We start from the raw sequence: 21,987 nt of genomic DNA, 5'->3' as shown, positions 1-21,987 counted from the left end.
TTCTCGTAACCTAAATAATTAACATTGCATCACCAAAGCTAAAGAAACGATATTTTTCTTTAACAGCGGTGTTATATGCATGGAGTACATGCTCTCTACCTGCCAAAGCGCTGACAAGCATGATCAGTGTAGATTTTGGAAGATGGAAGTTTGTGATCATTCCATCAATGGCTTTGAACTCATAGCCTGGGAAAATAAAAATATTAGTCCATCCAGAGGCTGCAACAAATTTCCCATCGTTTTCTGAAGCGATTGTTTCTAATGTTCGTGTAGATGTTGTGCCGACTGAAACAATTCGACCTCCATTTGCACGAACTTCATTTAAAAGCTGTGCCGTGCCTTCGCTTAACTGATAAAATTCAGCATGCATATCATGCTCATCTACCGTCTCTGCGCTAACTGGTCGGAATGTTCCTAATCCAACATGTAACGTAAGAAAGGCAATATGAACACCCTTTTGTTTTAACTCTTCTAGAATCTCTTCTGTAAAGTGTAGACCTGCCGTTGGTGCAGCAGCCGAGCCTTGCTCACGAGCAAACACTGTTTGATAACGTTCACGGTCATCTAAACGCTCTTTAATGTAAGGAGGTAACGGCATTTCCCCCAATGAATCTAGCACCTCATAAAAGATACCATCATAAGTGAATTCAAGCAATCTTCCACCTTGATCACTCGTCCCTACACATGTTGCTTTTAAGCGTCCGTCACCAAATGAAACAACCGTGCCTTCTTTAACACGTTTAGCTGGCTTCACAAGTGTTTCCCAATTATCACCTTCCATTTGTTTCAAAAGAAGAACTTCAATGTTTGCTCCTGTATCTTCTTTCTCTCCAAATAGACGAGCAGGTAACACACGTGTGTTATTTAATACGAGACAATCTCCTGCTTTCAAATAAGAGAGCACATCGTGGAAAGAGCGGTGGTCAATGTCTCCTGTTTCTTTGTTTAACACCATTAGCCTAGAAGCATCTCGCTGTTCAAGAGGCGTTTGTGCAATAAGCTCCTCTGGCAAATGAAAATCAAATAAATCTACTTTCATATCTTTCACCTGTTTCTATAATCTTTTCTATTAGCTGTTTTTGTAAACTTCGTTATTCTTTCACAAGATTTCTTCTCTAAATTGCTCGCTTCCGCAGGGCAGTGATTTTACAAGAGTCTTAAACCTTGTACTTCAATCAATCTTAAACGGTTACCATTCTACTTAAATCGTCCAATGACCAAGAAAATCAGAGAGAGAATGACACTAATAACAATGGATGTGACAATTGGAAAATAAAACGTTGTATTTCCTTTTTTAAATACAATATCTCCCGGGAGCTTTCCAATGAATTGCAAAAAGAAACCAACGATTAAAAGAAGTGCTCCCATCACCATCATCATTTTAGGAAGATCGCTCACCGCTCAGGCACCTCCATTTGAAAATGCTCGTACACAGCATGTGTGACAATTCGTCCTCTTGGTGTTCGCTGTAAAAAGCCAATTTGTAGAAGATATGGCTCATACACATCTTCAATTGTATGTGACTCTTCACCAATGGTCGCTGCAATGGTATCTAAGCCAACTGGCCCTCCTCTAAATTTTTCAATAATTCCTCTTAATAATTTATGGTCAATATGATCAAGCCCTAAACGGTCAACTTGTAACATTTCAAGTGATTCGCTTGCTAACGCTTCTGTAATTCGTCCATCGCCTTTCACTTGAGCGAAGTCACGCACACGACGAAGCAAGCGATTAGCGATACGAGGAGTTCCTCTCGCTCTGCGTGCAAGCTCGAATGTCGCGTTCTTATCAATCTCAACATCTAATATGTGTGCTGTTCGCTCCACAATCGAAGCTAAATCTTTCTCCTCGTAATACTCAAGGCGACTTAATACACCGAAACGATCGCGAAGAGGGGATGACAATAACCCTGCACGTGTTGTTGCACCAACGAGTGTAAACGGAGGCAAATCTAACCTCACAGACCTTGCACTAGGGCCTTTTCCAATAACAATATCTAGACAGAAGTCTTCCATTGCTGGATAAAGAACTTCTTCTACCGAACGATTTAAACGATGAATTTCATCAATGAACAAAACGTCTCCAGGCTCTAGACTAGTTAAAATGGCCGCTAAATCTCCTGGACGTTCAATGGCAGGTCCTGATGTTGTTCGTAACTGTACGCCCATTTCGTTTGCAATAATGCTAGCCAATGTTGTTTTCCCCAAGCCCGGTGGCCCGTATAGAAGAACATGATCCAACGTTTCGCTACGCAACTTTGCAGCTTTAATAAAGATATCTAAGTGAGACTTTACTTTCTGTTGGCCAATATACTGATCAAGTATTTGCGGGCGCAAACTTTGTTCAATGATTTCTTCCTCATGAAGAGCATCTCCTGTTACGATACGATCGTCCATCATACTCCTCCCTTCCTATTATTTTAATAGGCGTTTTAACGCTTCTTTAATATATTGATCCGTTGTTAGTGATTCTTTCATCAATGCAGGAACGACCTTATTGATTTCGCGCTCTGCATATCCTAGTACTTTTAATGCCTCAATGGCTTCATCTAAAGAATCGGAGCTTTGTGACTTTACTTCTTGCTCATTCATATCTGCAAATAGAGACGGCATTGAATCTGGTACAATATCATGTAATTTCCCTTTTAAATCAAGGATCATCTGACGAGCTGTTTTCTTACCAACACCAGGAAACTTGATTAAGAACTTTTCATCTTCTTCTTCAACCGCTTGTACAACTTGTGATGGATTTCCAGACGCTAGTATGGCTAATGCACCTTTAGGACCAATACCGGATACACTGATGAGCTTCATAAATAACTCTTTTTGCTCTCTTGATGCAAATCCATATAAAGCAATGAGATCTTCACGTACATATTGATACGTATAAATGGTTTTTATTTCATTATTTACTGTAAATATGTAAGGGTTTGGTGTGAAAATTTGATATCCAATGTCATGATTTTCAACTACTACATATTCAGGATTAATGTAGGTAATGCACCCTTTTATATAATCAAACAAATAGCTCTCTCCCTTTGTTCATAACTTACGATTCATAACGCTGACTATCATTTTAACATAATCATAAATAAAACGGCTACTCTATAACGAGTGGCCGTCTGCTGCTTCGAACATTTTATAAAAATTGATTAAGGATACATATTCATCTTTTGATCGAATGCGTATACCACTTTTCAATTGTTGATGCTGATAACTTTCTAATCGATCTACATCGATTTGAAAAAACGATTGAATGACTCTTTGAGATTGCTCAGGTTTTCCTTCATAGATTGACAAAATGCCATCGATTGAGATGCCTACATATCCATTTGTTTTTAAAAGAGGCGAAATGTCATCTACACTTGTACGAAAAACGAGCTCAGTATCGGTTTCTTTCAATAATCGCCATTCTCTATAATGCTGTTCGATTTCTGCTTTTGTCATATTTACTTTTTTCATCACTTCTTGGCTTACTACACCATCAACATACACTCTCTCTAAAAAAATAGTTACGGGCTGGTTGTTGTCTGCAAACACAAGCTGAACGGAAGCTAGATAACTTCCTACTACAATTACACTAATCAAAGTTACTTGATGAATGAGCTTTTTCATTCACCTTCACCTCACAAATAAAAGATTAAAACCTTCTAAAACAGTACCCTCATTCATAGTTTCACCTTTTTTAGAAATTTTATCCTCTTTTATATGTACAACAATCGTTCATTCTCTTTTATCAAAAACAAATAAAAAATACCCTCTCTTAAGCAGGAAGAGAAGGCTAAACAAATGAGGAGATGAGATGAATGATTCAGTCTATGGTCCGACACCTCAAATTGAAATGAACGTCTACTCTTATGTACAGATAACGATACAACCATCTTATCTATATAAACACTCTAATATAGAAACTCCCCTGCCTATTTAATCTTTTACAGAATTTAATAAGCAAGGGAATTTGCAGACCATTTTATTGCTTTTATGGAGTTACTCTCACTTAGCGATCTTTTCGATTAATATTTTCATCAATCGATTCAAATAAACTATTTATGTTTGTACGAATTAACCCGTTTTCTCCACCGTTACGTAAATCGTTGTCGATGCTTCGAACACTGTTATATGTTCCATTATCTACTTCCACTTGTACATCGTATTTACCATTTGTTAATGAGTTAATTTGCTTTGCAACATGTTGCTCTAGCTCTTCTTCATTCATATTTGTGTTACTTGGATTAATCGCGACTAACATGCGGTTTCCATCTACAACTGCACGACAATTTTCAACACCTTGAACCCCTTCAACACGACTAGCCACTTTTTCTGTTAAATCGCCAGGATAGCCCTTGTAATACGAGGTTTTCGCTAATGAACGTGTTGAATTTAAATGACCGTGATAATTACGATCATTTTCGCCAAGTCTGGCATTACTCTTATATAGCCCCTCTGTTTGCTGGCTATAAGGTTGTCCATATCCATATGTTCCTGTTGGACCATCATAGCGGCCATCATTTACGTTAATTGTACGCATACGGCGAGTTGTTGCATGGCGATCATCATCACCATCGATGACTTCCGTCAGAGGACCTTCACGGCTATCTAACATACGTGCGTTTCCTCTTTCTTCAGCATTGGAATAATAACCAATCGGTTGCGTACGGTTATCGTAACGTTGTTCCATGCCTGTTTCTGTCTCATTATTACAAGCCCCTAATCCTAATACACAAGCAAATGTCAAAGATGATACAAGATATTTATTCAACGCTAATCCCCCCTATGTCCCTTTTAAGCACCCTACAATGTGAATGCTCTTTTTTAGAGTCTTATAAAGGAGGAAAGATTATTCTGTTAGTTAGAGGGAACATTGGAAATTACACGTGCTCTCTTTATGAAAGCTTAGGAAGAATCGAAGCAATAAAAGACTGACGGTAATACATGTCTGCATTTGTAAATACTTGTAGCTTATGCACCTTTTCCGCATCCATTCCATTTACTAAAAGACGATTCCATTCTCTAACTACATGAGATGGAAAAAGAAGAGATGATAAAAAGAATTGATTTTGAACAAGATAGTTAAAAAAATGATGAGATTCTACTTCTACAAATGAGCGATTAAGGTACACTAAAAAGCGATGAGCTAGCTGAATGTAATCATAGATGATTGGAACATGAGCTGCTAAATCAAAATCAATTAGCATTACTGTTTGAGCATCATTTCTTATAAAATTATGAGAGGCAACATCACCATGTATAATTCCTTGTCCTAATGCATTCTCCTCTACCTCATACTGCTTTAAGTAACGCAATGCTTGTTTGCCTTGATTAATAATATTTACCACTTGCTGTTCACTCATATATGCGGTTAAACGTGGCGCATAACTTTCAAATGTTTTAAGTCTACGTGACCATTGCTGTTGCAAGGAGTAGGTTTCAAATGAATAGGTATTATCTTTGCTCATTCGCCTTGATTGTTCATGATACTGGGTAAGCAATAGAACTGCATCATTCCGATCCTTCTTACTTTTAAAGGTGAATTTACGGTTAGGCTTTACATATGGCTGAATGGTCCAGTAACAATCTTCATCGTTGGCTTTATACAAGAGCTCTCCACTTGGAAACAATTCATAATTAACAGCTTGATAAAAATGCTGCTGATGAAGGTTCGTTAAAAATTGATAAATTTGCTCAACCTTCTCTTTTGCTCGATAACTTTTTAAAACTTTTAATCCTTGGTCCGTATCTAATACATATACGTGATTCTTCACCTTTTTATAGCCCTTTAATGTAAGTTGATGTTCCTGACAGAATAAGAAAAGACGATTCCCAAATAAATCGTCTTTTCTGTCTTTATTATTAATCTTCGTCATCTTCATAGTTTGGCATTCCAAACAAATTTTGCTCACCGCTTGCTGGGACGCCATATGGTGAAAACGGTGGGACTACACCATATGGGGCTGGATTAACGGGCACTCCGTAAGCTGGGAAGCGATATGGCATCGGTTGATACCCTGGCATGTTACCGTAGCCTGAATCTCCACATCCACAATCTCCTTGCTGTTGTGGCATTTGTTGGTACGGATTAAAGCCTTGCTGTTGTGGCATTTGTTGATACGGATTAAAGCCTTGCTGCTGAGGCATCTGCATGTTCATATATTCATCGCTTTCATTATCCATCATTGCACCTTGAACTTGCGGTTGCATTTGTGGCATATACATCGGTGCTGGTTGATATCCCATTCCCATATATGGTGGTGGACATGGTGAACATTGAGTTGGTCCATAAGGCATACAACCTGGTGGCCAGCCTAACATCATTGGCTGTTGAGGCATCATCGGCATGTAGCCTTCTTGCATACCCATTACTTCATCCATCTCACTAGGTGATTCCATCATACCTTCAAATTGAGGTTGCATCATTGGCGCCTGCATCTGCGGCATCATCGCTGGATATGGCTGATACATTGGCGGACAAGGATAACAAGGCATAAAGTTATAACCACAGCCTGGCATGATTGGCGTAATCGGTGTGATTGGATAACAAGGTTGTTGCGGCATCATTGGTGGCGGCATTTCCATGCTTTCTACCTCTGATTCTGGCGACTCCTCTATTGGCTTTGGTTCTTCTTTTGGTTTTTCCTTCTTCGGTGGTATTTGCATATTTAATGTATAGTAATTATTAATATCGACTTCTGGTGTCATTGGTTGCAGCTTTGGTAATTTAGGCAACGCAATTGGTGCTTCTTTTTTCGGCTGCTCTTTTACTGGCATTTCCTTTTTCGGTTGCTCTTTTATCGGCATCTCTTTTATCGGCATCTCTTTTTTAGCCATCTCTTTAGCAGGAGCAACTTGATTATCGATTTCAGTCACAGGATATGACTTTGTTGATTGGTTTGCATATGGATGATCCGCTTTTGGCATCTCCTTCACACCCATAACTCCTGGCGTTTCTTTTGTCACAGGTACTCCACTTGTTGGTACTTTAATTTTCATTCCAGGCATAATCATATCTGGATTGCTTAATTGTGAATTCATCTTTTTAAGCTCTTCAAAATTAACCCCATATTTTTGCGCAATTTTCCAAAGGGTATCCCCTTTTTGAACGATATGGATTTTCAAAACCTTTCCCCTCCCGAGTAGAGTCTTTACCATTTATAATTGCATGATAAAAGTCGCTTCTATTTCTTCATCACAACATATGCTTGGAAAAATTTTTTTATGCATAAATTGGTGACAAGTTCTCTGCAGACTGCTTGTTATCAATTTAGATAAAAACGTGATTCGAAAGGGGATATACCACAAAGAGTCAATCGTAACCCCTTTGGCGGACAAGTTCTTATTTTACTTCTAACATTTTATTTAAGGCCTTCAATGCACCATTGGATACCTCTGGTGAAACATCAATTGTATTAATTGGATTTCCTTCTATGATTGAGTCTAATGCCCACAATAAGTGAGGTAAGTCAATGCGATTCATTGTAAGACATGGACACATGAAAGGATTTAACGACACAATTTCTTTATCAGGATGTTGATTGATAATTCGTTTTACTAAGTTCATTTCTGTTCCGATGGCCCACTTGGATCCTGCAGGAGCTTGCTCAATGGTTTCAATAATATATTTTGTTGATCCTGCGTAATCTGATAGCGCCACGACTTCTCTTGTACACTCTGGATGAACAATAATGTTCATATCAGGAGTTTGTTCTCGAATAGCCTTAATATTATGAACCGTAAAATTTTCATGTACAGAGCAATGCCCTTTCCATAAAATCACCTTCACATCTTCTAACTGCCCATCAAATATTAATTCATCACTTATTGGATCCCACACAGCCATCGTGTTTAACGGGATTCCTAAATCAAATGCTGTATTACGACCAAGATGTTGATCAGGTAAAAACACAATTCGCTCTTTTTGTGTAAATGCCCATTTTACAATGGAAGCTGCATTTGAAGAGGTCACCGTTGCCCCTCCATGTTCACCAACAAATGATTTAATCGCTGCTGTCGAATTAACATATGTTAAAGGAAGCATCGTATCACCAAATAAATCAGTTAACTGCTGCCATGCTTGCTCTGTCTGCTCGATGTTTGCCATGTCAGCCATTGAACAGCCTGCTCTCATATCTGGTAAGAGGACCGTTTGAGAAGGTGAAGCTAAAATATCAGCAGTCTCCGCCATAAAATGCACACCACAAAACACAATGAACTCTGCTTCTCGGTTTTGCGATGCAATTTGAGCTAATTGAAGCGAGTCTCCAACAGCATCAGCAAACTGATATACTTCATCTTTTTGATAGTGATGCCCTAAAATAAAAAGACGATTTCCTAATTGGTTCTTAATGGTTTGAACACGCTGCTCCATCTCTTCTATTGATAATGCTTTATATTCTTCCGGAATCATCTGATTTTCTAGTATACTTAGTAAGCTCATACAAGTTGCTCCTCTCTTGTTTCAATCACATCTAAGCTAATGTCTAATGCTTTAACAGAATGTGTTAAAGCACCTAACGAAATATAATGAACCCCGGTATCTTTATATAAATGAAGGTTTTCAAGTGTAATGTTTCCTGATGCTTCTGTAATGATATGAGGCGGAACAAGAAAAATCCATTCCTTAATAGTCTCTGGTGAACAATTATCAAACATGATGATATCTGCACCCGCTTCAATTGCTTCTAGAAGTTGATCTTTCGTCTCAATTTCAACTTCTACTTTCACCATATGACCAACTTTCTCTCGCACTCGTCTAACGGCTTCACTCACAGAACCAGCAAAAGCAATGTGATTATCTTTTAACATCACTCCATCATATAAGCCATAGCGATGATTAAAGCCACCTCCACAGTGAACAGCATGCTTTTCAAACATTCGTAATCCTGGCGTTGTTTTTCTTGTATCACAAATTCTCGTAGTACTACTTTCTACTAGAGCTACTGCATGACTCGTGAAAGTCGCCACTCCACTCATACGTTGAATTAAGTTAAGAACCACTCTTTCTGCAGACAAAATAGCAGAAATAGAGCCTTTTACAATGGCAATAAGCTCTCCTTTTGCTACTGAATCACCATCTCGCTTACATAACTCAACTTCTACATGCTCATCAAGAAGATAAAAGCCTTCTTTTATGATAGATTCTCCTACGAAAACACCTGTTTCTTTTGCCACAAAGCGTGCTTCTCCCTTATGTAGATGAGAGAACAAAGCTTCGCAAGTGACATCTCTTTCTCCAATATCTTCAATTAAAAATTGCTGAAGCATTTGACGTACTTTTACAGAATTCATGTTATCTCCCCATCACTGAACTAAATTGTTGTACTTTTGGATTTTGTATCTGTTTTATAATTCGTTTATATCCCCACTGCTCATTGCATTGAAATGGATAATCTAATCGAAAATGAGCGCCACGACTTTCTTTTCGTTCAAGAGCGGCTTCGCCAATTAATTTTCCAACGGTAAGCATATTCACAATCGTTAACTGCTCATTGGTATAACTAAATGCATGAGAAGACAACCTGTCTAGTTCTTCTCCAAACTGCTCAATAAGCTGCTTTAACGTCTCTTCGGTTCGAATAATTCCTGCCTTCTTCGTCATTTGTTGTTGAATCATAGATTTGGTTGGAAAAGACAATGAACATGAAGCATTGAACTCATATGTAGCTCTTCTCGTTTGAGCATAATCTTGTTTACTCAAAACCGCTTCCGCTACTAATTGTCCAAATACAATACACTCTAGCAACGAATTGCTTGCAAGACGATTGGCTCCATGCACACCTGTACATGCTACCTCTCCAATGGCATACAGCCTAGGAATAGATGTTTCTCCATTTTCATTCACTTCTATGCCCCCCATTAAAAAATGAGCTCCAGGCACGACAGGAATCCGTTTCATTGTTAAATCAACGTGAGCTTTTTCACAAAGTGATGTAACCGTTGGGAATCGTTGTTCAAATTGATTAATATCATCAATAGCTAAAAAGACTTTTTCTCCGTGTTGAATACGTTCAAAAATAGCACGAGCAACGACGTCACGAGGAGCTAAATCTTTTAGAAGATGTACTCCTTCCATAATCGGTTCGTTTCGTTCATTTACGAGAATCGCCCCTTCTCCTCTCACCGCTTCGGATACAAGACCAGCTACTTTATCACCACTGTGAAGCAGTGTAGGATGAAATTGAATGAATTCTACGTCTGTTAATCTCGCTCCAGCTCGATATGCAGCGGCTAAGCCATCACCAGTGGCAACTGAACTATTTGAGGTATAGCGATATAAGTCTCCACACCCGCCGGTTGCTAAAATGACGTGTTGAGCGTAAAAAGGCATGACTTTACCTTGTGCGTCGCAGCTTAATACCCCTACACAACGGCCATTCTCAATCAGTAATTCTTGAACGGTTTGATGCTCAACTATATGTACATCCTGCATGATTAGTCGTTGCAAAAACGTCATAAGTTCCCTTCCTGTTGCATCACCGCCTGCATGAATAATTCGTCGCTTTCGATGTGCACCTTCTTGCCCTAACATCAATTCACCCGATGATTGCCGATCAAATGTCATACCACTATCAATCAACTTTTTTATAAAAAGAGGACCTAATTGGACGAGCTTCTTAGCTACAGATTCATTACAGTGATAAGCGCCTGCTTCAATCGTATCCCTTAAATGCTCAAGCCAATGATCATTTTTGCTAATGGCAACGGCCACGCCACCTTGCGCAAGAATTGAATTGTTATCCGTTTGATGTCCCTTTGTTAACACCATCACTTTTTTATGTTTACAAAGCGATTGAGCTGCAATGAGAGCCGAAAGACCACTTCCAACAATGATCACATCTACTTCATGCATATATACACCTCTTTATTTACATGTGTCTTGACACCTATATTTACATATTATTTAATTAAACACAAGATGTTTTTATTTATTTAAGAAGGATCGTGATAGAAATGATTTATTTAGATTACGCAGCTACCACTCCCATGAGTAAAGAAGCCCTTACTGTATACAGCAAGGTAGCAATTGATCATTATGGAAATACAAGTAGCTTGCATGATACTGGAACGGAAGCGTCGCAGTTATTACACCTCTGTAAAGAGAAACTGGCAAGTTGGCTTAACGGTGAAAAAGATGGCGTGCATTTTACAAGTGGAGGGACAGAGTCAAATTACGTGGGGGTTCAATCCTTGCTGCAAGGAAATAAGCAGAAAGGAAATCATATTATTACTACTAAGCTCGAGCATTCTTCTCTGTTAAATCTGTGGAAGCGTCTCGAAAAAGAAGGATATCACATTACGTATTTACCTTCAGATAAACAAGGTCTTATCTCTATTGATACATTAGAGCAAGCCATTTGTGAGGATACAGTATTAGTTGCCATTCAGCACGTAAACCATGAAATTGGCACCATTCAGCACATTGAAAAAATTGGACGGCTTCTTCGAGACAAAAATGTGTTGTTTCATTGTGATTGCGTACAATCATTTGGTAAAATCCGAATTGATGTAAAAGCAGCAAACATTAGTAGCCTTTCAATTTCTAGCCATAAAGTCTACGGACCTAAAGGCGTTGGTGCTCTCTATATCCATCCATCAGTCAGTTGGTCTTCTCTCTTTCATTGTCAATCAACCGCTCAATCACTACGACCTGGAACTGTAAACACCCCTGGTATTGCATCTTTTATCACCGCTGCAGAAAGAGCGATTGAACAAATGGACAAGGAACGTGAGCGTTATGAGCAATTGTTTGATTATACAAAACAAGCAATACGTGAGCTAGATGACTTTATTCAACTAGAGGGCCATTCAACTCATCATTTACCGAACATAGTCGGTTTAACATTTGCGAACGTGCAAGGTCAATATGTTATGTTACAATGTAATCGTTACGGAATCGCTATTTCAACTGGAAGTGCTTGTCAAGTTGGACAACAAGCTCCTTCTTCAACACTTCTCTCAATTGGTAAAACTGAAGAAGAAGCAAAAAGGTTCGTCCGTATCTCTTTTGGAAGAGATACGACTTATCATCATATTGATGAATTTGTCGTCACGATGAAGAAACTTTATCACGAGTTTTCTTGTGTGAAATGATAGGGAGCGGTAGTAATGAAAGAACAGCAAAAAAAAGTGTTAGGCGAGGAAAGACGTTTATTAATCTTATCTTGGTTAAAAGAACAAGGAATACCTTTAACAGGAAGTGAGTTATCAAAGCGAACAAATGTCAGTAGACAGGTTATTGTTCAAGATATCTCTCTTTTAAAAGCTCGAAATGAGCCGATTGTAGCAACAAGTCAAGGGTATCTCTATCTTTCTACGAAAGAACCACAGCAACAACAGCGAATTATCGCATGCCATCACGGACCAGATGAAACAGAGTTAGAGCTTATGATGCTCGTCGATCACGGTGTACGGGTGAAAGATGTCATTGTGGAACACCCTGTTTACGGTGAAATTACAGCTTCGATTATGGTGAGTACACGCAAAGAGGTTGAACACTTTTTAGCAAATGTGAAACATACAAATGCAACCTATTTATCACAATTAACAGAAGGAACACACCTTCATACAATTGAAGCAGACTCTACCTTTAAGCTAGATGCTGCATGCCACGCCTTGAAAAAAGCAGGCTTTTTAATCGAAATCTAATGAGAATGTTAAAAGACAAACAAGATCCCTTGCCTATCTATTTTCACAAGATTTTATAGGCAAGGGATTTTTATCCATTATCTCTTTAAGCGATGCTCTATTTAATAAGGAAGTATGGATAGCTCCCTAATAAATTAACCGTACACCCTAACGCTTCAAGCTCAGCGATGGCACTAGGTATTAAAACATCATCCATTTTCTGTTCAATATCAACGATAAAGAAATAGTTACCTAACCCCGTTTTCATCGGGCGAGATTCAATTTTAGATAAATTTAATTTTCTCCATCCAAATGCAGATAACACTTGATGAAGTGCTCCTGCTTGATCAGACGGTAGCGTAATCATTAAAGTCGTTTTATACCCATCATGTACGTCAAAAGGGGTATCCTGCTGTACGCTGCGATGTAATACAACGAATCGAGTCGTGTTATGATTGTAGTCATGAATGTTAGGTTGCGCAATATGTAACCCATATTCTTTAGCCGCTAACTCGTTTGCAATGGCTCCAATTACTTGTTCTGGGTGCTCTTTTACAAATTGAGCTGCCGATGCCGTAGAAGTGGTTGCCTCAAGTAACACATCCGACAAGGTAGTATGTAAAAATTTATGACATTGTGCAATCGCATGAGAATGAGAGTAGACAGTTGTTAACTCTTGCCATTCTTTCGCATGATTAGGATGTACCATTAAATGTTGACGAATCGGTAATACAATTTCTCCAACAATCGGCAAGCGTTTTTCATGAATTAAATAATCGAGTGTTAAATTAACAGAACCTTCAAGTGCATTTTCTAACGGGACAATCCCATACTCTACTTCACCGTTAACAACTGCATCTACACAAGCAGGAATCGTACGATATGGGAGATGCTCATCTCGTTGAAACATCGTTTGTACAGCAATATGTGTAAAAGTTGCTCTCGGACCTAAATAACCAACCTTCCTCAAAATACTCTCTCCTATCTCAGCTTTTCTATTATTCAAATATTCAAATAGCTATCTTTAAAAGATAAGCTGTACACAACGAATCAATCTTCATTTTGTACAGCCCACGGACCATTTTGTCCTGCTTTTTTATTTATCATCAATTAGAATTTGTGCATTACGCACCTGAACCTAGTACTTCTACTTTATCTACAAACTCTAAATTCTTTAATCTTGTTAACAGCTCATTAATTTCAATTAACATACTAGATGTATCAAGAGAAAGTGTCACATTCGCACGCCCTTGTAATGGAATCGTTTGATGAATGGTTAACACATTACAGCCTCCTGATGCCACGACACTTAACAAATGCGAAAGAGTACCGGAACGATCTTCTAAATGAAAAAACAATGAAATGATGCGTTGCTTAACAACCGTTTGAAACGGAAAGACCGTATCTCTATACTTGTAAAAAGCACTTCTGCTTAAATCAACGGTATGCACGGCATCTGCGACAGACTCTGCTTTTCCTCGTTCAATTAACAATTTTGCTTCTAACGTCTTTTTCATTGCTTCTGGCAATACATCTTCTCGAACTAAATAAAACTGTTTATCGAGTTTGCTCAAATAAAGCTCCTCCCCCTACTCTAATCTCTATCAGTTTCACACTCATTTTCATTTCAACTAAAGAATGATACAAATAGATGAAAGTTCTCACCAAGAGTAAAAGACACCCTTTTTTAGAGCTTCGAAAAATGCGTTGGTGATAAAACTTTAGCCAAAAGATAAACAATAAGGGGTATTGTTTAAAAGAGCATTTTTATGTTTCATACCTTTTGGCGTTACTCATCTGTTTATTCATAGAATTAGTCAATGAATTCAAATTCATAATCTAACAACTTCACAATGTCTCCATCAGTTGCTCCGCGTTCACGAAGGGCTTCATCAATTCCCATAGTACGAAGCTGTCTAGAGAATCGGCGAACCGACTCATCACGTGAGAAGTCAGTCATTTTAAATAGTTTTTCTACTTTTTCCCCTGATACAACAAATGATCCATCACTTTCACGTGTAATTTGGAACGAAGCCACTTCTTTTTCATGTTTATAAAGAACGCGATGTGTAGACAGATCCTCTTCTTCATGAATTGGGAATTCTGGCGTTGTTTCAACAAGGTTTGCAACCGTAAATAGTAAGTCACGTAACCCTTGACGTGTCACCGCTGAGATTGGGAATACTTGAACATCTTCTGGTAGCTTTTCTTTAAATGCTTCTAAATGCTCTTCCGCATCAGGCATGTCCATTTTATTCGCAACCACTACTTGAGGACGCTCTGTTAAACGCAAATTATATTGACGTAGCTCTTCATTAATAGTCATGTAGTCTTCGTACGGATCTCTACCTTCCATACCAGACATATCCACTACATGAACAATTACACGTGTACGTTCAATATGGCGTAAAAATTGATGACCAAGTCCAACACCTGAATGTGCACCTTCAATTAAACCTGGTAAATCAGCCATGACAAAGCTTCTGTTATCTTCCGTCTCCACCATTCCAAGATTTGGTGAAAGTGTTGTAAAGTGATACTCAGCAATTTTTGGTTTTGCTGCTGATACGACAGATAGCAACGTTGATTTTCCTACACTTGGAAACCCAACTAATCCAACGTCTGCTAATAGCTTTAATTCTAATACAACATCTCTCTCTTGACCTGGTTCTCCGTTTTCAGAAAGCTCTGGTGCAGGGTTTGCTGGTGTCGCAAAACGGATATTTCCACGTCCGCCACGTCCACCTTTTGCAATAATCGCACGTTGACCATGCTCTGTTAAATCAGCTATAATCTCTTGCGTTGCATCATCTTTTACAACCGTTCCTGGTGGCACTTTCACGACCATCGCCTGTGCATTTTTCCCATGCTGACTTTTCGACATTCCGTGCTCTCCACGATTCGCTTTAAAATGGCGCTGATAACGGAAATCCATTAACGTGCGTAATCCTTCTTCTACTTCAAAGATGACGTCCGCACCTTTTCCACCGTCTCCACCAGCTGGTCCACCTTTTGGTACATATTTTTCACGACGGAACGCAACCATACCATTTCCACCGTCTCCACCTTTTACATATACTTTGACCTGATCTACAAACATGTCATTCACTCCGTTCTTAATTGTTGCTTATCTGCATCTATGTAAGCAAAACATTATTCTTCATTCAATTCGATAACAACACTTGCTTCATTTGTTGTCACTTCTTGACTTATCACCTGTAAGCGTTGATTATAGCCATATTTCATTAGCCACTTTTCAACATCACTACTATCAGTTAGTATTCCACTAAAGTCAAAAAAGAAACGAACGGATGATTGATCAAAGAATAATGAAATGCTTAAATGATTCTCTTCTGTATAATCACTCGTTTCCTCTAACACGTGAACGAAAGAGGAAAGCCATTCGTAAAGTTCTTTATCATAGTGTGACAAATCCCTTGCTTCTCCTAATACTTCTACTTCTAAACGAAGAGGCAGACTATTCCAATGATAAGTCATAATATATCCAGCAAATAAATTCATTTTTGTGTTTGTTAAGCTTGATTCATGTTTTGCTTCGATTATAATTTCTTCAATAATTTCATTCGCTCGATCAAGTCGATTTAATGCGATGTTGCCTTTAATCAACTGGAGTTTATTCAACCAATCATGTCGAGCATATCTTAATATATCAACGACATTCCATTCTTTTTTCATTTTTGCACTCCTAACTTCCGATCCGAGCATTTATAATCATCGTTAATCTCATAGATTTTGTTGCTTTAAGCTGAGCTTATCCAAACGCTCAATATTAAAATTATAGCAAATTCCCCTTTAGAATTGGACATTTATCTACATATAATCATAAATGATTTATGAACATTCTAAGGACAAAAAAGAAAACTCTAACCGAAATAGGTTAGAGTTCTCTTTTTAACCCTTATGCCTCTTGTGCAACTGGGTATACAGATACTTTTTTACGATCACGACCGAAACGCTCGAACTTAACGATACCGTCAACTTTCGCGTATAGCGTGTCGTCACCACCACGACCTACGTTAGCACCTGGATAAATTTTAGTACCGCGTTGACGATATAAAATTGAACCACCGCTTACGAATTGGCCATCAGCACGTTTAGCACCAAGACGTTTCGAGATTGAATCACGACCGTTTTTAGTACTACCTACTCCCTTTTTAGAAGCGAAGAACTGAAGGTCTAATCTTAATAACATGACATCCACCTCCTGTTAATTGGTTTGTATGTTTATATAATTTCCATAATCAAGTTCGATTGTTTGTAATGACACAACCATTCCCTCAAGAAGCATTTGCACCTTGTCAAATGTGGTTGAATCCACATTCTTTGGTATTTTACAGTGAAGATATCCACCGTCTTTTGCAGCTTGATCGATATGTGGTGTTACACCACATAAAGCATGGATGGCATTAATTGTACCGAATGAGACAGCCGATGCACCTGCACATACGAGATCCTTTCCATGTTCAGCAAACTGAGCATGTCCATTCATCGTAAAGGCTATAATCTTCTTATCTTCATTTCGGGAAATCGTTACTTTAATCATCTCACATCGCCTTACGCGTTGATTTTTTCAATAACAACTTTAGTGTAAGGTTGACGATGACCTTGTTTGCGGCGATAGTTTTTCTTCGCTTTGTATTTGAAAACGATGATTTTCTTCGCGCGACCTTGCTTTTCAACTTTTGCAGTTACAGTTGCACCTTCAACAGTTGGAGCACCAACTTTTACGTTGTCGCCACCTACAAATAAAACTTTGTCGAAAGTAACTGTTTCACCTTGTTCACCAGCAAGCTTTTCAACGTAGATAGCTTGACCTTCTTGAACTTTGATTTGTTTACCACCAGTTTCGATAATTGCGTACATTCTCTGCACCTCCTCAATAAACTAAGACTCGCCATCATAGGTGTCAATAGACTTAAAACCTAATCTGCGCGGTTGTAGCACGGGTGCTACAAACTAACAAAGTAAATAATACTATATGTACAAGGTCAGTGTCAATCATATTTTAAGCTTGTATTCAAAAACGCTTATCGCTTTATACGTTTCTTTATCTCCTCTTCTGAACCAATCTGACGGACGGTATAGGTACAATGTGCATGAGAAGATGGCGTTAAAAAGAGCTGCATATGAGTCATACCTTTTAATCTGTCTAAAACACCCTCTTTTTTTATCTTCTCAATCACAGATGCTCTCGTTTCAATCCAAATGGCTTCATCATCTTTATATTTATGTTCTAAAAGCGTTCTTTCAATCTGAAAAACAACCGTATCATCATCAAATGTACGCCCCTTCCCACTACAGATGTCACAAGGCTTCGTAAGGGCTGTACTAATGCTTTCATTGACTTTTTTCCTCGTTAGTTGTAATAATCCTAATTCTGTAAAGCCAACAATCGTTGTACGAACGTAATCTGCCAAGGTTTCCTTTCTTAATTCTTGAATAACCGCTTGGCGATCTTGTTCAGATGACATGTTAATAAAGTCGACAATAACAATTCCACCAATGTTTCGTAGCCTCATTTGTCTTGCCACTTCAACGGCTGCTTCTTTGTTTACGAGTAACGCTGTTTCGCGAAATGATTTTTTTCCTACAAAGGTTCCTGTATTCACATCAACGACAGTCAATGCTTCGGTTTCATCAATGACTAAATATGCTCCGCTCTTTAACCAAACAACTCTCTTTAATAACTTATCAATTTCTTGTTCAATTTGATAATGTCCAAAGATGTTTTCCTTCTCTTTATAATAAGTAAGCGTAATGTTACGATCCATCTGTTTCTTCTTTAACGATTCGAAGGTGTGAAAGTCATCTACAATAATTTCATCAACTTTATGTTTTAATAAATTGGATAATCCCATTTCAATAAAATGATATGCATCATAAATGAGAGCAGGAGCCTTTACGCTCGCCGCCTTTTGACTGAGCTGTGTATAAGTGCTTCGTAGTTGATCTAGTTTTTGTGTAATCGCTTCGATTGTTTTATCTTTAACGGCTGTTCGAAATAGAAAGCCTTCTTGCTCTTGACGATAGCTCTGTCCATAATCTGTCCACTTTTTCCTTTCAGCTTCGTCTTCGATTTTTTTTGAAATGGCAATGTAATTACCATGAGGAAGATAAACAACCTCCTCTGTCGAAAGTTCAAGCAGACCTGTCAGTTTAGGTCCTTTCGTTCCAATGCTTTCTTTGACAATTTGAACGAGAATGGCCTCTCCTTCATGAACAAAGTGCGAAATGCTTTTTTCCTCGTTTGAGTGTCCATTCACCCGTTGATAAGATGCTAAATCATCACGATGAAGGAAACCATTTTGTGACAAGCCAATGTCGATGAAAGCTGCTTGCATTCCTGGTACTACATTCACCACTCTTCCAAGGTAAATATTCCCTACCACTTTATGCTTGTTTTGTTGCTCTAAATGCAAATGCTCTAATCCGTTCTCTCCTATTAACGCCATTCGTTTTGCAGTTGTTGCTGCATTAATTACACACGTCTTCAACATCATTTCCTCACTTTTACTTTTTATTACTAAGCTGTTTTGTCAACTTTGTTGCTAGTTAAAAAGAAAAGCGGGCTATATAAGCGCCGCCATTTTCTTCATTCTATTCTTATCTTACATAACCTTAATAAAAAGATACAAGTTCATCAATTGGTGAATCAATTCTTTTTTCCGTAAAGTACGCATGCAACACTTCGTTCTCATCGATTTGCATTTGTTCTCGTTTATCATCTTGAATGATAATGACATGCTTATACCCACGCTGAAATTGTTGTAAGATGTGATGAATTTTTTCTTCGTGAGACACAGTCAATGTTTTTAAACGCTTAATCTCTCGTTCTCTTCCTTGATATCGTTCTAATAAGAAACGCATATACACATACTGTCTATGCTTCCAATCTGTATATAATGAGTACAGTAAGAAGAAAATAATCATCCATAAATGTAATTGTTGAAGATATAAGAAAGCTGCAAATAAACTAATAATTGCTAACAAACAAGCTGAAAAAAGCAATGACTTTTTATAAGCCTCAAGAAATGGAATTCGATAACTTAATAGTAAAAATAAAAGCTTTCCGCCGTCTAAAGGCCAAATTGGAAGTAAATTAAAGCCTAAAATAAGCAAGTTATGATAGATAAATAGCTCATGTGTCGCAGGTGAAATGATAGATGCTGTCATTAGAACATAAGAAAGGCCCATCATCCAAATATGTTGAAGTGGACCACTTACAATAACAATAACATCTTCATGAAACGGACGATTTCCTTGCTCATCTACTTCCGCCACTCCTCCGAATGGTAAAAGCATGATTTTTCGAATGCGCCACGAGAAAAATTGAGCGGCAAACGCATGACCTAACTCGTGAACAAGGACGATTAAAAATAACATCAACAACTGCTTAAAACTCGCAGTCACAATTCCAATGCCAAACACTAACCAAAGCAACGGATGGATGTGGATACGCATCAGTAAGGAAAACATTTTATTCAACAGAAATCACCTGACTAGGATCAATGAATTCTTCACCGTTTTTAATAGCGAAGTAAAAAACGCCTTTGTCTCCACTTTCATTTGTTGCAACAACCCCTAAATCTGTCCCCTTATCAACAAAGTCATAAATATTTACATTGATTTTCTTTAATTGCGCATACCACGTCTCTGTTCCATCTGCATGTTGTACAACAACCGTCTTTCCTAATCCTTCTTTTGTTCCTACAAACTGAACGAAGCCTTCATTCATTACTTCTACTACCGAATCTACATTTGTTTCAACCGTCATTCCTTGACCATTTTTCTCAAATGTTTCTAGTACTTTGCTACTCGATACTGGCATAGCATAGCCACTATTGACACTTTGTTCCGTTTGCTTTTTGCTTTTCTGTGGAATGAGAGCAAGCGGTTGGCCGAAGGTTTGTTCATACCAGTTTGACACCGTCGCAAATTGAAACTCTTTTTCCATTGTACTTTGAACAACATGACGAGCTTGTTCAAAAGTAGGAGATGGATTTTTAAATAAAATGGCTACAAGTAAGACTAGGCATGCCGACGCTAATACTTTAAACATGAACCATTCTTTATTAAACAATGGATGTCGCTCTTGGTTGCTTGGTGTGTATTCATACATCGAGAAATCAGTCGAGCCGTAACGTTCTTCATCACTTAAAAACGTACGCATTTTGGGCTGAATCTCTTTTGGCTGTACTGACCCTAGCTTTTTCTTACGATCTGCAATTCGCTTTTTTACTTCATCAGCACGTCGATTCATCTTCTATCATTCTCCTTGATATTAAGCTTGTTTACTTAAATATATGACTTGTCCGGAGTAGTTATGACAGAAGGATGAGCTTTCAAATGTTTGTACTTTAATAAAGCAAGAGCCCTTTTATGTACACAGTCACTTCTTAGTTGACTGATTAATTCATTAAACCCTTTTTATAAACGTTCTTTCTATTGAACAAGTAGTTGATGTGTAAAAAGCACTCAAAAAAAGAGCACACTCTTTTAGCAACGTGATTCTGCTGTAAAATAAAAAAGCCTTCTAACAGGAAGGCTTTTTTAACGAACACCAAAGAATTGTTTAATACGTGCAAATATTCCTTTACTATCTTCATCTAATGATTGAAGAGGCACAGCTTCGCCTAAAATACGTCTTGCGATATTACGATAAGCAATGGATGCTTTGCTTGAAGGATCCATTGCAATGGGTTCACCGCTATTTGAAGCTTTAATCACATTATCATCGTCTGCTACAATACCAATTAAATCAATCGCTAGTAGCTGAACAATTTCATCAACATCTAGCATATCACCTGTTTTGACCATGTGGTTGCGAATACGATTAATAATTAGCTTTGGTGGTTGAATATCTTCTTTTTCTAATAAACCAATGATGCGATCAGCATCACGAACAGCCGATATTTCTGGTGTTGTCACAACTAATGCTTGATCTGCACCAGCAACTGCATTTTTATATCCTTGCTCAATTCCAGCAGGACAATCAATGATAATATAATCGTAATCTTGTTTTAACTCAAGAATTAACTCTTGCATTTGTTCAGGAGTAACAGCTGTTTTATCACTTGTTTGAGCAGCAGGAAGTAAGTACAAGCATTCAAAGCGCTTATCTTTAATTAAGGCTTTCTGTGGCTTACAGCGTCCTTCTACTACATCTACAAGATCATAAATAATACGATTTTCTAGCCCCATCACAACATCTAGGTTACGCAACCCGATGTCTGTGTCAATTAAGCAAACACGTTTCCCTGCTAGCGCTAGGGCTGTACCTAAATTGGCTGATGTCGTTGTTTTTCCAACGCCACCTTTTCCAGACGTAACAACAATAGCCTCTCCCACT

General features: G+C 38.2%; 24 protein-coding genes and 1 other annotated feature. Of the genes, 2 read left to right on the top strand and 22 right to left on the bottom strand.

The annotated features are described in order from the left end of the window. Nucleotides 1–10: 10 nt before the first annotated feature. The 11 genes from queA to nadB all read right to left on the bottom strand — a co-directional run bounded on the left by queA (nt 11) and on the right by nadB (nt 10,842). Nucleotides 11–1,039, bottom strand: coding sequence for a tRNA preQ1(34) S-adenosylmethionine ribosyltransferase-isomerase QueA (queA, locus tag JOC83_RS01095; RefSeq protein ID WP_205182683.1), 1,029 nt, complete (start codon nt 1,037–1,039; stop codon nt 11–13). 158 nt (nt 1,040–1,197) lie between these two features. After that, entirely contained in the window at nt 1,198–1,398 is a 201-nt protein-coding gene (locus JOC83_RS01090; RefSeq protein ID WP_205182681.1) for a DUF2905 family protein, read from the bottom strand. Further along, nucleotides 1,395–2,396, bottom strand: coding sequence for a Holliday junction branch migration DNA helicase RuvB (gene ruvB / locus JOC83_RS01085; RefSeq protein WP_205182679.1), 1,002 nt, complete (start codon nt 2,394–2,396; stop codon nt 1,395–1,397). The genes JOC83_RS01090 and ruvB overlap by 4 nt, the downstream gene beginning before the upstream one ends. An 18-nt stretch (nt 2,397–2,414) precedes the next feature. Further along, nucleotides 2,415–3,023 carry a Holliday junction branch migration protein RuvA gene (ruvA, locus tag JOC83_RS01080; RefSeq protein WP_205182678.1) on the bottom strand — a complete coding sequence of 203 codons (609 nt, stop codon included), beginning with the start codon at nt 3,021–3,023 and terminating at the stop codon, nt 2,415–2,417. Nucleotides 3,024–3,104: 81 nt separating this feature from the next. After that, nucleotides 3,105–3,614 carry a BofC C-terminal domain-containing protein gene (locus tag JOC83_RS01075; RefSeq protein WP_239583258.1) on the bottom strand — a complete coding sequence of 170 codons (510 nt, stop codon included), beginning with the start codon at nt 3,612–3,614 and terminating at the stop codon, nt 3,105–3,107. Nucleotides 3,615–3,996: 382 nt separating this feature from the next. After that, on the bottom strand, nt 3,997–4,758 hold the full coding sequence (locus JOC83_RS01070; RefSeq protein WP_205182676.1) for a YhcN/YlaJ family sporulation lipoprotein: 762 nt from the start codon (nt 4,756–4,758) through the stop codon (nt 3,997–3,999). 124 nt (nt 4,759–4,882) lie between these two features. Then, on the bottom strand, nt 4,883–5,869 hold the full coding sequence (locus JOC83_RS01065) for a phosphotransferase (protein ID WP_205182674.1): 987 nt from the start codon (nt 5,867–5,869) through the stop codon (nt 4,883–4,885). Next, nucleotides 5,850–7,112: a SafA/ExsA family spore coat assembly protein gene (gene safA / locus JOC83_RS01060; protein ID WP_205182671.1), complete on the bottom strand. Its 1,263-nt coding sequence runs from the start codon at nt 7,110–7,112 to the stop codon at nt 5,850–5,852. Before safA ends, JOC83_RS01065 begins: the two co-directional genes overlap by 20 nt. Nucleotides 7,113–7,329: 217 nt before the next feature. Then, the gene (gene nadA / locus JOC83_RS01055; RefSeq protein WP_205182669.1) at nt 7,330–8,430 is read right to left on the bottom strand and encodes a quinolinate synthase NadA; all 1,101 of its coding nucleotides are present in this window, start codon (nt 8,428–8,430) and stop codon (nt 7,330–7,332) included. Beyond that, nucleotides 8,427–9,281, bottom strand: coding sequence for a carboxylating nicotinate-nucleotide diphosphorylase (gene nadC, locus JOC83_RS01050; protein WP_205182667.1), 855 nt, complete (start codon nt 9,279–9,281; stop codon nt 8,427–8,429). Before nadC ends, nadA begins: the two co-directional genes overlap by 4 nt. Before the next feature lies 1 nt (nt 9,282). Next, nucleotides 9,283–10,842, bottom strand: a complete 1,560-nt coding sequence (gene nadB, locus JOC83_RS01045; RefSeq protein ID WP_205182665.1) for an L-aspartate oxidase — start codon at nt 10,840–10,842, stop codon at nt 9,283–9,285. 101 nt (nt 10,843–10,943) lie between these two features. Here nadB and JOC83_RS01040 point away from each other — a divergent pair, with 101 nt between their 5' ends. Further along, complete coding sequence (locus JOC83_RS01040) at nt 10,944–12,083, top strand: IscS subfamily cysteine desulfurase (RefSeq protein ID WP_205182663.1); 1,140 nt, start codon at nt 10,944–10,946, stop codon at nt 12,081–12,083. A 15-nt stretch (nt 12,084–12,098) separates the two neighbouring features. Beyond that, nucleotides 12,099–12,638, top strand: a complete 540-nt coding sequence (locus JOC83_RS01035; protein ID WP_205182661.1) for a transcription repressor NadR — start codon at nt 12,099–12,101, stop codon at nt 12,636–12,638. Nucleotides 12,639–12,735: 97 nt separating this feature from the next. Here the strand turns inward: JOC83_RS01035 and pheA are convergent, their stop codons facing one another. From pheA to minD, 11 genes are all read right to left on the bottom strand, one after another. Further along, nucleotides 12,736–13,590, bottom strand: coding sequence for a prephenate dehydratase (pheA, locus tag JOC83_RS01030; protein ID WP_205184709.1), 855 nt, complete (start codon nt 13,588–13,590; stop codon nt 12,736–12,738). 151 nt (nt 13,591–13,741) lie between these two features. Continuing rightward, on the bottom strand, nt 13,742–14,191 hold the full coding sequence (locus JOC83_RS01025; RefSeq protein WP_205182659.1) for an ACT domain-containing protein: 450 nt from the start codon (nt 14,189–14,191) through the stop codon (nt 13,742–13,744). 239 nt (nt 14,192–14,430) lie between these two features. Next, nucleotides 14,431–15,717, bottom strand: coding sequence for a GTPase ObgE (gene obgE / locus JOC83_RS01020; RefSeq protein ID WP_205182657.1), 1,287 nt, complete (start codon nt 15,715–15,717; stop codon nt 14,431–14,433). Nucleotides 15,718–15,770: 53 nt separating this feature from the next. Continuing rightward, nucleotides 15,771–16,313: a Spo0B C-terminal domain-containing protein gene (locus tag JOC83_RS01015; RefSeq protein ID WP_205182655.1), complete on the bottom strand. Its 543-nt coding sequence runs from the start codon at nt 16,311–16,313 to the stop codon at nt 15,771–15,773. Between the two features lie 223 nt (nt 16,314–16,536). Continuing rightward, nucleotides 16,537–16,830: a 50S ribosomal protein L27 gene (gene rpmA / locus JOC83_RS01010; protein ID WP_110111479.1), complete on the bottom strand. Its 294-nt coding sequence runs from the start codon at nt 16,828–16,830 to the stop codon at nt 16,537–16,539. A 15-nt stretch (nt 16,831–16,845) separates the two neighbouring features. Continuing rightward, entirely contained in the window at nt 16,846–17,181 is a 336-nt protein-coding gene (locus JOC83_RS01005; protein ID WP_205182654.1) for a ribosomal-processing cysteine protease Prp, read from the bottom strand. Between the two features lie 11 nt (nt 17,182–17,192). Next, nucleotides 17,193–17,501: a 50S ribosomal protein L21 gene (gene rplU, locus JOC83_RS01000; RefSeq protein WP_110111481.1), complete on the bottom strand. Its 309-nt coding sequence runs from the start codon at nt 17,499–17,501 to the stop codon at nt 17,193–17,195. A 14-nt stretch (nt 17,502–17,515) separates the two neighbouring features. After that, nucleotides 17,516–17,585: a sequence feature (ribosomal protein L21 leader region), on the bottom strand. A gap of 80 nt (nt 17,586–17,665) precedes the next feature. After that, the gene (locus JOC83_RS00995; protein ID WP_205182652.1) at nt 17,666–19,132 is read right to left on the bottom strand and encodes an Rne/Rng family ribonuclease; all 1,467 of its coding nucleotides are present in this window, start codon (nt 19,130–19,132) and stop codon (nt 17,666–17,668) included. A 124-nt stretch (nt 19,133–19,256) separates the two neighbouring features. Then, nucleotides 19,257–20,123 carry a M50 family metallopeptidase gene (locus JOC83_RS00990; RefSeq protein WP_205182650.1) on the bottom strand — a complete coding sequence of 289 codons (867 nt, stop codon included), beginning with the start codon at nt 20,121–20,123 and terminating at the stop codon, nt 19,257–19,259. Further along, a complete protein-coding gene (locus tag JOC83_RS00985; RefSeq protein WP_205182648.1) occupies nt 20,116–20,898 on the bottom strand; it encodes a M23 family metallopeptidase in 783 nt (260 codons plus the stop codon). Before JOC83_RS00985 ends, JOC83_RS00990 begins: the two co-directional genes overlap by 8 nt. A 290-nt stretch (nt 20,899–21,188) precedes the next feature. Continuing rightward, nucleotides 21,189–21,986, bottom strand: coding sequence for a septum site-determining protein MinD (gene minD / locus JOC83_RS00980; RefSeq protein ID WP_205182646.1), 798 nt, complete (start codon nt 21,984–21,986; stop codon nt 21,189–21,191). Nucleotide 21,987: the final 1 nt, after the last annotated feature.

The sequence above is a fragment of the Priestia iocasae genome (genome assembly GCF_016909075.1).
GTDB classification, from domain to species: domain Bacteria; phylum Bacillota; class Bacilli; order Bacillales; family Bacillaceae_H; genus Priestia; species Priestia iocasae.
This window is presented reverse-complemented; position numbering and strand designations above follow the sequence as displayed.

Coding starts and splice junctions, on each gene's coding strand:
- queA (WP_205182683.1), bottom strand. CDS start 1,039: ATGAAAGTAGATTTATTTGATTTTCATTTGCCAGAGGAGCTTATTGCA.
- ruvB (WP_205182679.1), bottom strand. CDS start 2,396: ATGGACGATCGTATCGTAACAGGAGATGCTCTTCATGAGGAAGAAATC.
- JOC83_RS01075 (WP_239583258.1), bottom strand. CDS start 3,614: ATGAAAAAGCTCATTCATCAAGTAACTTTGATTAGTGTAATTGTAGTA.
- JOC83_RS01065 (WP_205182674.1), bottom strand. CDS start 5,869: ATGAAGATGACGAAGATTAATAATAAAGACAGAAAAGACGATTTATTT.
- nadA (WP_205182669.1), bottom strand. CDS start 8,430: ATGAGCTTACTAAGTATACTAGAAAATCAGATGATTCCGGAAGAATAT.
- nadC (WP_205182667.1), bottom strand. CDS start 9,281: ATGAATTCTGTAAAAGTACGTCAAATGCTTCAGCAATTTTTAATTGAA.
- nadB (WP_205182665.1), bottom strand. CDS start 10,842: ATGCATGAAGTAGATGTGATCATTGTTGGAAGTGGTCTTTCGGCTCTC.
- JOC83_RS01040 (WP_205182663.1), top strand. CDS start 10,944: ATGATTTATTTAGATTACGCAGCTACCACTCCCATGAGTAAAGAAGCC.
- JOC83_RS01035 (WP_205182661.1), top strand. CDS start 12,099: ATGAAAGAACAGCAAAAAAAAGTGTTAGGCGAGGAAAGACGTTTATTA.
- obgE (WP_205182657.1), bottom strand. CDS start 15,717: ATGTTTGTAGATCAGGTCAAAGTATATGTAAAAGGTGGAGACGGTGGA.
- JOC83_RS01015 (WP_205182655.1), bottom strand. CDS start 16,313: ATGAAAAAAGAATGGAATGTCGTTGATATATTAAGATATGCTCGACAT.
- rpmA (WP_110111479.1), bottom strand. CDS start 16,830: ATGTTATTAAGATTAGACCTTCAGTTCTTCGCTTCTAAAAAGGGAGTA.
- JOC83_RS01005 (WP_205182654.1), bottom strand. CDS start 17,181: ATGATTAAAGTAACGATTTCCCGAAATGAAGATAAGAAGATTATAGCC.
- rplU (WP_110111481.1), bottom strand. CDS start 17,501: ATGTACGCAATTATCGAAACTGGTGGTAAACAAATCAAAGTTCAAGAA.
- JOC83_RS00985 (WP_205182648.1), bottom strand. CDS start 20,898: ATGAATCGACGTGCTGATGAAGTAAAAAAGCGAATTGCAGATCGTAAG.